This window comes from Pseudomonas sp. DWP3-1-3b3 (assembly GCF_049896305.1).
Taxonomy (GTDB): Bacteria; Pseudomonadota; Gammaproteobacteria; order Pseudomonadales; family Pseudomonadaceae; genus Aquipseudomonas; species Aquipseudomonas azotoformans_A.
Map to the genome: position 1 here is coordinate 30,504 of NZ_JAFCUA010000007.1, position 12,191 is coordinate 42,694.

Consider the following 12,191-nt stretch of genomic DNA (forward strand, 5'->3'; position numbering starts at 1 on the left):
TCCCCTTGCAGGGTGCATCTTTGTGACTTGTGGCTAAAACAAGAATAAGGATCGCTCATGTTCGATATCAGCACGTTCCCCACCGCCGATGCCGTCCGCCGGGCTGCGCAACTCAGTCAAGAGGACTATCAGCGCCTCTACCGCCAATCCATCGAGCAGCCGGACACCTTCTGGGCTGAACAGGCCAAAGGCTTTCTCGACTGGATCACCCCGTGGCACACCGTTCAAAGCTCAGACATCAACACTGGCGCCGCTCAGTGGTTTGCCGGCGGCCAACTGAACGTCAGCTACAACTGCATCGACCGTCACCTGGCGCAACGCGCCGATCAGCCGGCCTTCATTTGGGAGGGCGATGATCCTGCCAAATCCTCCAACATCACCTACCGCCAACTGCACCAGAACGTCAGTCGCCTGGCCAATGTGCTGAAAAGCCGTGGCGTGAAGAAAGGCGACCGGGTGTGCATCTACATGCCGATGATCCCGGAAGCGGCCTACGCCATGCTCGCCTGTACGCGGATTGGCGCGGTGCATTCCGTGGTGTTTGGTGGCTTCTCGCCGGATGCCTTGCGTGACCGTATTCTCGACGCCGACTGCCGCACGGTGATCACCGCTGACGAAGGCGTGCGCGGTGGCAAGCCGGTGGCGCTGAAACAGAATGTCGACAAAGCCCTGGCCAGCTGCCCGAATGTGAGCACGGTTCTGGTGGTAGAGCGCACCGGTGCGACCGTCAACTGGAGCGAAGGCCGCGACCTCAAGTATCAACAGGCCCTGGATGCGGCCAGCGACGACTGCCCGCCCGAGCCGATGGACGCCGAGGACCCGCTGTTCATCCTCTACACCTCCGGCAGCACCGGCAAACCCAAGGGCGTGCTGCACACCACCGGCGGCTACCTGCTGCAAGCGGCGATGACATTCAAATACGTGCTCGACTACCGCGAGGGCGAGGTGTTCTGGTGCACCGCCGATGTGGGCTGGGTCACCGGCCACAGCTACATCGTGTACGGCCCACTGGCCAACGGCGCGACTTCGCTGATGTTCGAAGGCGTACCGAGCTACCCGGACAGCTCGCGCTTCTGGCAAGTGATCGACAAGCATAAAGTCAACATCTTCTACACCGCGCCCACCGCCTTGCGTGCTTTGATGCGCGAGGGGCACGGCCCGCTGGAGAACACCTCGCGCGCGAGCCTGCGCCTGCTGGGCAGTGTCGGCGAACCGATCAACCCGGAAGCCTGGGACTGGTACTTCAATGCCGTCGGCGAACAGCGCTGCCCGATCGTGGACACCTGGTGGCAGACCGAGACCGGCGGCATCATGCTCAGCCCCTTGGTCAGCGCACAGCGTATCAAGCCCGGCTGCGCGACCCAGCCGATGTTTGGTGTACAGCCCGTGCTGCTCGACGAACAGGGTAAGGAATTCAGCGGGGCCGGCAGCGGCGTGCTGGCGATCAAAGCGAGCTGGCCCGGACAGATCCGCAGCGTGTACGGCGATCCGCAGCGCATGATCGACACCTATTTCAAACCCTACCCCGGCTACTACTTCACCGGCGACGGCGCACGCCGTGATGACGACGGCGACTACTGGATCACCGGGCGCATCGACGATGTGATCAACGTGTCCGGCCATCGCATCGGCACCGCCGAGGTGGAAAGCGCCCTGGTGCTGCACGACCAGGTGGCCGAGGCCGCCGTGGTGGGCTACCCCCATGACGTCAAAGGCCAGGGCATCTATGCGTTTGTCACGCCCATGAATGGAGTGGAACCCGACGATGCGTTGAAAAAACACCTGCTGGCGCTGGTCAGCAAGGAAATCGGCAGCTTTGCCAAGCCGGAACTGATCCAATGGGCCCCGGCCTTGCCGAAAACCCGCTCCGGCAAGATCATGCGCAGGATTTTGCGCAAGATCGCCTGCAACGAACTCGACAGCCTCGGTGATACCTCGACCCTGGCCGATCCGAGTGTCGTAGAGGGCTTGATCGACAAACGCCTGAACCGATAGGAACCCCTGAGTCGCCATGGAATTTATCCGCAGCCGTATCGAAAACCAGTTGATGAGCCTCACCGGTTTGTCACTGGGCCAACTGGACCTGGAAAACCCCAAGGGTGACCCTGGTCTGTTCGGGCCCGATTCGGTGAGTTGGCAGGTCCATGGCGACTTCAGCAGCATGCTCATCGGCGGCATCAGCGCCTTGATGCTGCAAGCCTTGCACCCATTGGCCCTGGCGGGCGTGTGGGACCATTCCAACTTTCGCCAGGACATGCTCGGGCGCTTGCGGCGCACCTCGCAGTTCATCTCGGGCACAACGTTTGGTTCGCGCAAAGACGCCGAATGGCTGATCGAAAAAGTCCGCACCATTCACCTGCAGGTGGTCGGTCATGCCCCGGACGGGCGACCTTACGCGGCCAGCGACCCGGAATTGCTGACCTGGGTGCATGTGGCAGAGGTCAGTAACTTCCTCGCCGCCCACTTGCGCTATCGCAACCCGGATCTGTCCGGTCGAGACCAGGACCGTTACTACAGTGAAATTGCCTTGGTCGCCGAACAGCTGGGCGCGCGGCATGTTCCGCGTTCTCGGCAGGAAATTTCGGATTATCTGGCGCGCATCCGCCCGCAATTACTGTGCGACGATCGCAGCCGCGAAGTACTACGTTTACTGCTTAACGCGCCCTCCCCCAGCCTGCTGGCCAAACCTTTTGGCAGTCTGATGATGCAGGCCGGCATTGACCTGCTGCCGGATTGGGCCAGCGCCATGCTCGACCAGCACCAGAGCCCGCTGCAACGCCAGATGATCCGTGCCGGGGTCAAGCGCAGTGCGCCGATGCTGCGATGGGCGATGCGCAACGGTTCGGTGCAACGCGCCCATCGGCGGATGGGGTTGATGTAGGCGACGGCGCATAGCTGTTAAACTTCGCGCCCTCATTTCCCCAGCAAGGCGCGCTCCATGTCTCCTCTGAATCAGGCGCTGCGCGCCGCCCTCGATCATCGCCAAGACCTGATCCATGAGCTGCACGCCCAAGGCACCGACTGCTACCGCCTGTTCCATGGCAGCCAGGAAGGCGCCGGCGGCCTGACGATCGACCGCTACGGCCCGCAATTGCTGGTGCAGAGTTTTCACCACTCCCTGGAAACTGCAGAGCTGCTGGACCTGCATGAACAGGTCAACCAGTACATGGGCCTGGAATTGTTGCTGGTGTACAACGACCGTTCCCGTGGCAACTCGCGCATCGACCGCGAAGACACGGTTTATCGTGCCGAGCCCGCTGCACTGGAAGACCTGATCGGCCATGAGTGGGGCCTCAATTACCGCGTGCGCGGCCGCCATGCCGGGCAGGACCCGCTGCTGTTCCTGGATTTGCGTAACACCCGCGGCTGGGTCAAGGCCCACAGCGCCGGCAAAAGCGTGCTGAACCTATTCGCCTACACCTGCGGCGTCGGCCTGAGCGCGGCAGCCGGTGGTGCGCGTGAGGTGTGCAACCTGGACTTCGCCGAGGGCAACCTGGCGGTCGGGCGCGAAAATGGCCTGCTCAACCCGCAATTGCCGACCATGCAGTTCGTGCAGTCGGATTACTTCCCGGCGATCCGCCAATTGGCCGGCCTGCCGATCACCCAGCGCCGCGGGCAAAAGCTGCCGAGTTACCCGCGCCTGGAACAACGTCAATACGACTTGGTACTGCTCGACCCGCCAGCCTGGGCCAAGAGTGCTTTCGGCACCGTCGACCTGCTGCGCGATTACCAGAGCCTGCTCAAGCCCGCACTGCTGGCCACCGCCGACAATGGCGTGCTGATTTGCTGCAACAACCTGGCGAAAGTCAGCATGGAGGACTGGCGCGAACAGGTGCTGCGTTGCGCGGAAAAAGCCGGGCGCCCCGTGCGTGACTGCAAAGTCATGACGCCAGGCGCGGACTTTCCCTCGCAGGACCAACAACCTCCGCTGAAAACCCTGATACTACAGCTGTAAGACGTTTCCCAAAGGACCCGGTCTTCGGAACCGAAAACCCGTGCCATACTCCAAGGCACTCCTGTTTGACATAGATGGCGCCGCCCCATGCCCAAAGGATTGATTCGCGCCGCTGGCGCCTTGTTGACCGCCCTTGCCCTGTACAGCTTGCTGGGCTTTTTGATTCTCCCTGGCGTTGCCCTTCGCATTGCCAACCAGCAACTGGCCAATTACGCCACGGTGCCGGCGCGGATCGAGCGGATCGAGCTCAACCCGTTCAGCCTGGAGGTGACGGCATGGGGGTTGAAAATCGGTGAGCCGGGCAAGGAGCAGGTGGGTTTTGAGCGTCTCTACGCCAACCTGCAGATCGACAGCCTCTGGACCCGCGCCCTGCACCTGGCCGATGTGCAACTGGACAAACCCAAGACCGAGTTGCTGTTCGACAAGTCCGGCCAGTTGAACCTCGCGCAGTTGTTCAAGCTGCCACCCAGCGAGCCCACCCCGACCGATCCGAATGCCAAGCCGTTTCCGCTGCGCATCGACAGCATCAAGCTGGCCGGCGGCTATGTGCACTTTGAAGACTTGCGCCCCAGCGAGCCCATCGAATTCCTCTACGACAAGCTCGACTTCGAGCTGAAAAACCTCAGTACCCTGCCTGAAGACAACGCCGACATGACGTTGGTGGCAGCCGGGCCTGCAGGCGGACAGATCGACTGGAAGGGTAATTTCAGCCTGGTGCCGATTACCTCCGAAGGCACGTTGAAAGTCACCGATGGCAAGATGAAAGCCTGGTGGCCGTACGTACGTGACGCGCTGCCATTGGTGCTGGAAGACGGTGTGCTCAACTTCAGCACCGAGTACAAGTTCAGCCTGGCCAAAGAGACAGAACTGAACCTGACCAACACCGCCGCCAGCATCGCGCCATTTGCCATCAAGGCACCGGATGGCCGCCCACTGGTGCGCCTGGAACGCCTGGACGTCAGCGAAACCACGGTGGACTTGGCCAAGCAGCAGGTCGTCGTCGGCAAGATTCGCAGCAACAAGCTGGAAACCTGGGCGGCGCTTGAGTCCGACGGGCAACTGGACTGGCAAAAACTGTTCGCCAGCCAGCCGAGCAAACCGGCCAAGACCCCCGAGCCCAAAAATGCACCCGCCACCGCCGACTCGCCAAAAGCCGAGCCTGCGGCGCCAAGCAAGCCTTGGCAAGTACTGCTCAAGGACGTGCAACTGCGCAACTATCAGGTGCACCTGGCTGACCGTCAGGCCAAGCCGGCGGTCGCGCTGGAAGTGGGCCCGCTGAACGTCGATGTGCAGAATTTCGACAGCCTCAACCAGAGCCCCTTCACGTTGAAAGTCGACACGGGCCTGGGCAAGCAAGGCAAGGTCCAGGCGACCGGCGAGGTCAACCTCAACCCGGTCAGCGCCAAGCTGAAAGTGAATACCCAGGACATTGACCTGCGGGTTGCCCAGTCCTATATCAGCCCGTTCATCCGCCTGGAACTGCGCAGCGGCATGCTCGGCAGCAATCTCGATGTGAACCTGAAAAGCACTGATCCTTTGAAGCTCCAGGTCACCGGCAGAGCGCAGGTCGACCAGTTGCACACCCTGGACACCCTCAAGACCCGCGACTTCCTCAAATGGCAGCGCCTGGTGCTAGAAGGCGTGAACTATCAGCACGGCGACAGTCTGTCGATCGACAAGGTCAACCTACTGCAGCCGTATGCACGTTTCATGATCAACGATGACCGCACCACCAACGTGGATGACCTGTTGATCCCGCAACCCGCCGACAAAACACCCAAGCCCGCCAGCAAGGAAAAACCCTTGGGCATTCGCATCGGGCAGATTGCGATCAATGATGGTTCGGCCAACTTTGCCGACTTCAGCCTGACACCCAACTTCGCCACGGCGATTCAACAGCTCAACGGGCAAATCGGCACCATCGACAGTCGCCAGGCCAAACCGGCCAGCGTCGATATCAAGGGTAAGGTTGACCGTTATGCGCCAGTGACCATCAAGGGTAGCGTGAACCCGTTCGACCCGATGGCGGCGCTGGATATCGCAACCAGCTTCAAACGCGTAGAGCTGACCACCCTGACGCCCTACTCCGGCAAGTTCGCCGGTTTCCGTATCCGCAAGGGTCGCCTGAACCTCGACCTGCATTACGTGATCACCAAAGGGCAACTGAAGGCCGAGAACAAAGTGGTGGTCGAGCAGCTGCAACTGGGCGAGAAGGTCGACAGCGCCGATGCCGTGGACCTGCCGATTCGCCTGGCAATTGCCTTGCTCAAGGATTCCGACGGCAAGATTTCCATCGAACTGCCGGTGACAGGCGACCTGAATAACCCGCAGTTCAGTGTGATGCCGATTGTCTGGCAGACCCTGCGCAACCTGGTGGTGCGTGCAGCGACGGCGCCCTTCAAGTTTATCGGTGGGCTGGTGACGGGTGGCGGCTCGGAAGACCTTGGCAATGTATCGTTCGCCGCTGGGTCCAGCGAATTGAACAAGGATGCCGAAGGCGCCCTGAACACCTTGGCTAAAGCACTGAAAGAGCGCCCTACCCTGCGCCTGGAAATCGAAGGCACAGCGGCCGCCAGCAGCGATGGACCGTTCCTTGCCGCTCAGCGACTGGAACGTGAATACCAGTACAACTACTACAAAATTCTTCAACGTCGTGGCGACAAGGTTCCAGCCCAGGCGTCGTTACTTGTTGTACCGGAAAAGGAAAAAGCGCCGTTGCTTGAAGGCATCTACCGCACCCGCCTGAAACAGCAACCACCAGCCGAATGGAAAGACCTGAGCAGCGATGATCGTAGCGCCAAGCTTCGTGACGGCGTGATCAAGTTCTGGAGTGGCAGTGATGTGCTGTTGCGCCAGCTGGGCCAGGACCGCGCCAGCACCATCAAGGACTACCTGGTGGACAAAGGCCAGCTGGAAGATGACCGGGTGTACTTCATTGACGCCAACCTGGGGCAGGCCGAGAAGGATGGTCGGGTCGTGACGCCGATGCATCTGGACGCCGAATAACTCAAAGCAACACAACTCCAATGTGGGAGCGGGCTTGCCCGCGAAGGGCAGTGTCAGTTGACAGATTCGTCGACTGACCCACCGCCTTCGCGGGCAAGCCCGCTCCCACATTTGATTCCCATGTATTCCAGCCCAGAATAGAACAAGCCCCGGCACAAGTGCCGGGGCCTGTAATGACCACATCCGTGTGGTCGGTCGCATGAACTCCAGAGGTGCATCGGGTGGATATCTAGTTCACCCTAAGCCGCCGCCATTCAGTTCAGACGAAACGGGTGCGTTACTCTGCTTTCAGGCCGTCGGCCGATACAGCTTTAACGCCTTTGATTTTCTTGGTGATGTTCACCGCGGTAGTTTTCTGAGCTTCAGTGACCGGTGCGGTCGAAGACAGGGACACTACGCCTTTGTTGGTTTCGACTTTGATGTCGGTGCCAGGAATGCCTTTCTCGGTAACCAGGTCAGCTTTTACTTTGGTGGTGATCCAAGTGTCCGAAGTGGACTCTTTGGCACCGGCTGCTGCGCTTTTGGTTTTGTCGACATTGTCAGCCTTGGTAGCGCCGCCAGCCATCAGGCCGTCAGCCGAAACGGCGGTCACGCCTTTGATTTTCTTGGTGATTGCTACAGCAGTGGCTTTCTGTGCGTCAGAGATAGCGACTGTCGAGGACAGGGAAACCACGCCTTTGTTGGTTTCAACCTTGATGTCCGAACCAGGAATGCCTTTTTCAGTCAGCAGATCGGATTTAACTTTGGTGGTGATCCAAGTATCCGAAACGCTTTCTTTAGCCTTGGTCGCTTCACCAGCCGCCAAAGTCATAGGGGCTTGGGAAGTCTGAGCAAAGGCTACGTTAGCACCCATGGCCAGGGTCAGAGCGGTAGCAGTAGCGAGAGCGAACTTCTTCATACGAGTAACTCCTGTTTTATTAAAAGTCTGCAGTACGTAAACCTTGATGCTGCAGCGTTAACAGGGATATTGCAGGCAGTGTGCCAAGTCTTAGAAGACAATAAAGCCTATATAAAACAACAACTTATAAAAATAGGCATTTTTTGGAATCGTGCAAGTTGCATGAACGTCATCGTGCCTGCATGCAAGTTGCGGCTTTTGGCTTCAGCTAAGCGGCTGATTTCCCGTCACTTTCCAGCGCCCATAAAAAAAGGACTCCGAGGAGTCCTTTTTTCAGCGCAACGCTTGGGGGTGATTAAACGCCCGAAGCCTTGGCTGCTGCTACGTCCTTGATGGACAGCTTGATACGGCCGCGGTTGTCCACGTCCAGTACCAGCACTTCCACTTCCTGGCCTTCTTTCAGGATGTCAGTCACCTTCTCAACGCGAGCGTCGCTCAGCATGGAGATGTGAACCAGACCGTCCTTGCCCGGCAGGATGTTGACGAATGCGCCGAAGTCGACGATGCGCTCAACCTTACCGACGTAGATCTTGCCGATCTCGGCTTCTGCAGTGATGCCCAGGACGCGCTGACGTGCTGCTTCAGCCGCTTCCTTGGTTTCGCCGAAGATCTTGATCGAGCCGTCGTCTTCGATGTCGATCGAAGCCTTGGTCTCTTCACAGATCGCACGAATGGTCGCGCCGCCTTTACCGATGACATCACGGATTTTGTCGGTGTCGATTTTCATCGCGATCATGGTCGGAGCATTTTCCGACAGTTCGGTACGGGACTGACCAATGATCTGGTTCATCTGACCGAGGATGTTCAGGCGCGCTTCCAGGGCTTGGCCCAGGGCGATTTCCATGATTTCTTCGGTGATGCCCTTGATCTTGATGTCCATCTGCAGCGCGGTCACACCTTTGGCGGTACCGGCTACTTTGAAGTCCATGTCGCCCAGGTGGTCTTCGTCACCCAGGATGTCGGTCAGGATGGCGAACTTCTCGCCTTCTTTAACCAGGCCCATGGCGATACCGGCAACCGGCGCCTTCATCGGCACGCCCGCGTCCATCAGTGCCAGGGAAGCACCGCAAACGGAAGCCATGGAGCTGGAACCGTTGGACTCGGTGATTTCCGATACAACACGGATGGTGTACGGGAACACGTCGGCAGCCGGCAGCATGGCTGCAATCGAACGACGAGCCAGACGGCCGTGACCGATTTCACGACGACCAGCGCCACCCATGCGACCACACTCGCCCACCGAGAACGGAGGGAAGTTGTAGTGCAGCATGAACGGGTCTTTTTTCTCGCCTTCCAGAGTATCCAGCAGTTGCGCGTCACGGGCGGTGCCCAGGGTCGCGACTACCAGAGCCTGGGTTTCACCACGGGTGAACAGCGCCGAACCGTGAGTCTTCGGCAGAACGCCGACTTCGATGTTCAGCGGACGTACGGTGCGGGTGTCGCGACCGTCGATACGTGGCTTGCCGTTAACGATGTTTTCGCGAACGGTGCGGTATTCGATTTCACCAAAAGCCGCTTTGACGTCGCTGGAGGAAGGCTGGCCTTCTTCACCGGACAGCTTGGCCACAACCTGATCCTTCAACTCGCCCAGGCGAGCGTAACGGTCGGCCTTGACGGTGATGGTGTAGGCGTCGGAGATGGCAGCGCCGAACTCGGAGCGGATAGCGCTCAGCAGCTCAGTGGCTTCAGCTTGTGGAGCCCAGGTCCAGGTTGGCTTGGCGGCTTCGGCAGCCAGCTCGGTGACAGCCTTGATGACAGCCTGGAACTCGTCGTGGGCGAACAGCACGGCGCCCAGCATCTGGTCTTCGGTCAGCTCTTTGGCTTCCGATTCAACCATCAACACGGCTTCCGAGGTACCGGCAACGACCATGTCCAGGCTCGACGCTTTCTGTTGCTCGTAGGTCGGGTTCAGCAGGTAGCCGGTGCTTTCGTGGAAAGCAACGCGGGCTGCGCCGATCGGGCCATCGAAAGGAATGCCGGAGATGGCCAGGGCAGCCGAGGTACCGATCATCGCAGCAATGTCCGGATCGGTCTTTTTGCTGGTGGAAACGACGGTGCAGACAACCTGCACTTCGTTCATGAAGCCTTCTGGGAACAGCGGACGGATCGGACGGTCGATCAGTCGGGAAGTCAGGGTTTCTTTCTCGGAAGGACGGCCTTCGCGCTTGAAGAAACCGCCAGGGATCTTACCGGCAGCGTAAGTCTTTTCCTGGTAGTGAACGGACAGAGGGAAGAAGCCTTTGCTCGGGTCAGCGGTCTTGGCGCCAACAACGGTCACCAGAACGGTCACGTCGTCGTCAACGGTAACCAGCACTGCGCCGGAGGCTTGACGGGCGATACGGCCTGTCTCGAGGGTAACGGTCGACTGACCGAACTGGAATTTTTTGATAACCGGGTTCACGGTGTCCTACCTTCTTTGTGGCTCTTGGGGGAACTTGTCTTCTTGCGAAATTCTTGGGCAATGTCGGGAATCGGCCCGAACCTGGTCCAGGGGTAAAACGTGTATCCAGATAAAACTTGAGGCTGGGAGCCTACCATGCGCCAGCGGGAATCCCACTGACACACGGCAGACAACCAACCTCTAGCGCAATCGCTTATTAGCGACGCAGACCCAGGCGACCGATCAGAGTCTGATAACGACCCAGATCCTTGCCTTTCAGGTAGTCCAGCAGCTTACGGCGCTGGTTTACCATGCGGATCAGACCACGACGGGAGTGGTGATCTTTACCGTTGGCCTTGAAGTGACCTTGCAGCTTGTTGATGTTGTGGGTCAGCAGTGCAACTTGCACTTCTGGCGAACCAGTGTCACCAACAGCTTGCTGATAGTCAGCAACGATTTGTGCTTTTTCTTGAACGTCGAGAGCCATGAGGCAATCCTTTTTTCAGGAAACCACCCAAAGGGCAGTTTCAACAGGCCAGGGACAAATCCCTGTATCTAAAAATGAGTGTTGACCGTGCCTGTTAACAGCCACACTCGTTCGGTCATTCTGACCGAATCAGTCGACGCGGCGCGATGCGCCCGTCTTCGCTCACTTCACCGATACCGATGAAGCGACCGTTATGATCCTGTACCCGCACCATGCCGAACTTCGGGGCATCCGGGGCACGTACCGGCTGGCCGTTGAGCCAGTAGAACGCGCTGTGCTCCGAAAAGTGCAGCAATGGCCAATCCAGCAAACCGCTGTCCGATGGCATCAGGAAGCGATCAACCGCTTCGTTGCCGCCTTCGGCGTGTACGGCTTCCAGCTCTTCCAGCGTGACCGTCTGGGCCAGGCTGAAAGGGCCAGCCTGGGTGCGTCGCAGTTCTGCAACGTACGCGCCGCAACCGAGCTGCTCACCGATATCTTCCACGAGGGTACGGATATAGGTGCCTTTGCTGCAGTCCACGGCCAGGCGGGCAGTGTCGCCTTCACAGGCGAGTAACTCCAAGCGCGCAATAGTAACAGAACGCGGTTCGCGCTCCACTACTTCGCCCGCACGTGCCAGCTTGTAAAGAGGCTGGCCATCACGCTTGAGCGCCGAGTACATCGGCGGTATCTGACTGATTTGCCCACGAAAACCGGGCAAAGCCGCTTCAATATCAGCACGACCAACGGTCACATCGCGAACCTGCAGAACATCACCTTCGGCGTCGGCCGTGGTGGTGGTCTTGCCCAATTGCATCAGGGTTTCGTAACCCTTGTCGGAATCGAGCAGGTATTGCGAGAATTTGGTGGCCTCGCCAAAGCACAACGGCAGTACACCGGTGGCCAAAGGATCGAGGCTGCCGGTGTGCCCGGCCTTTTCGGCGTTGAGCAGCCAGCGGACCTTCTGCAACGCGGCATTGGAGGTAAAGCCAATGGGCTTGTCGAGCAGAATGATGCCGCTGACGTTGCGACGGATACGTTTGACCTGAGCCACCGCTTACTCCTTGGCGTCTTCAGGTGTGGACGGGTGCTGGCTGTCTTCAGCCACGGCGCGCTCGATCAGTGCCGACAGGTGCGCGCCACGCACGACGCTTTCGTCGTAGTGGAAGTGCAACTGAGGAACACTGCGCAGCTTCATTTCACGGGCCAACTGCATGCGCAGGAAACCTGCGGCCGAGTTGAGCACCTTGATGCTTTGCGCGATCTCTTCGCTGCTGTCCTGCCCCATCACGGTGATGAAGATCTTGGCGTGACCCACGTCACGGCTCACTTCTACGGCGGTGATGGTGACCAGGCCAACACGGGGGTCTTTGACTTCGCGACGGATCAGTTGGGCCAGCTCGCGCTGCATCTGATCGCCGATACGCTGGGTACGGCTGTATTCTTTTGCCATGTCTTGTTACCTGTTACTGCCACACGGTGAAAC

At 59.2% G+C, this 12,191-nt stretch carries 9 protein-coding genes; 4 read left to right on the forward strand and 5 right to left on the reverse strand.

The features are described from left to right. The first annotated feature begins 57 nt into the window (after positions 1–57). The 4 genes from acs to ACP7BX_RS21045 all read left to right on the forward strand — a co-directional run bounded on the left by acs (position 58) and on the right by ACP7BX_RS21045 (position 6,961). The gene (gene acs, locus ACP7BX_RS21030) at positions 58–1,995 is read left to right on the forward strand and encodes an acetate--CoA ligase (RefSeq protein WP_426130064.1); all 1,938 of its coding nucleotides are present in this window, start codon (positions 58–60) and stop codon (positions 1,993–1,995) included. Between the two features lie 16 nt (positions 1,996–2,011). Next, positions 2,012–2,881: an oxygenase MpaB family protein gene (locus ACP7BX_RS21035; protein ID WP_426130062.1), complete on the forward strand. Its 870-nt coding sequence runs from the start codon at positions 2,012–2,014 to the stop codon at positions 2,879–2,881. Positions 2,882–2,938: 57 nt separating this feature from the next. Next, entirely contained in the window at positions 2,939–3,955 is a 1,017-nt protein-coding gene (locus tag ACP7BX_RS21040; RefSeq protein ID WP_426130060.1) for a class I SAM-dependent rRNA methyltransferase, read from the forward strand. An 87-nt stretch (positions 3,956–4,042) separates the two neighbouring features. After that, the gene (locus ACP7BX_RS21045) at positions 4,043–6,961 is read left to right on the forward strand and encodes a DUF748 domain-containing protein (protein ID WP_426130058.1); all 2,919 of its coding nucleotides are present in this window, start codon (positions 4,043–4,045) and stop codon (positions 6,959–6,961) included. 277 nt (positions 6,962–7,238) lie between these two features. Here the strand turns inward: ACP7BX_RS21045 and ACP7BX_RS21050 are convergent, their stop codons facing one another. From ACP7BX_RS21050 to rbfA, 5 genes are all read right to left on the reverse strand, one after another. Next, positions 7,239–7,859 (reverse strand): BON domain-containing protein, encoded by a 621-nt coding sequence (locus ACP7BX_RS21050; RefSeq protein ID WP_269132048.1) that lies wholly within the window; start codon positions 7,857–7,859, stop codon positions 7,239–7,241. A gap of 295 nt (positions 7,860–8,154) precedes the next feature. Continuing rightward, positions 8,155–10,260, reverse strand: a complete 2,106-nt coding sequence (gene pnp, locus ACP7BX_RS21055; protein WP_314530672.1) for a polyribonucleotide nucleotidyltransferase — start codon at positions 10,258–10,260, stop codon at positions 8,155–8,157. Between the two features lie 196 nt (positions 10,261–10,456). Then, positions 10,457–10,726 carry a 30S ribosomal protein S15 gene (rpsO, locus tag ACP7BX_RS21060; RefSeq protein WP_003177875.1) on the reverse strand — a complete coding sequence of 90 codons (270 nt, stop codon included), beginning with the start codon at positions 10,724–10,726 and terminating at the stop codon, positions 10,457–10,459. A 115-nt stretch (positions 10,727–10,841) separates the two neighbouring features. Then, complete coding sequence (truB, locus tag ACP7BX_RS21065; protein ID WP_003235022.1) at positions 10,842–11,759, reverse strand: tRNA pseudouridine(55) synthase TruB; 918 nt, start codon at positions 11,757–11,759, stop codon at positions 10,842–10,844. Positions 11,760–11,762: 3 nt separating this feature from the next. Next, positions 11,763–12,158: a 30S ribosome-binding factor RbfA gene (gene rbfA, locus ACP7BX_RS21070; RefSeq protein WP_016973761.1), complete on the reverse strand. Its 396-nt coding sequence runs from the start codon at positions 12,156–12,158 to the stop codon at positions 11,763–11,765. Positions 12,159–12,191: the final 33 nt, after the last annotated feature.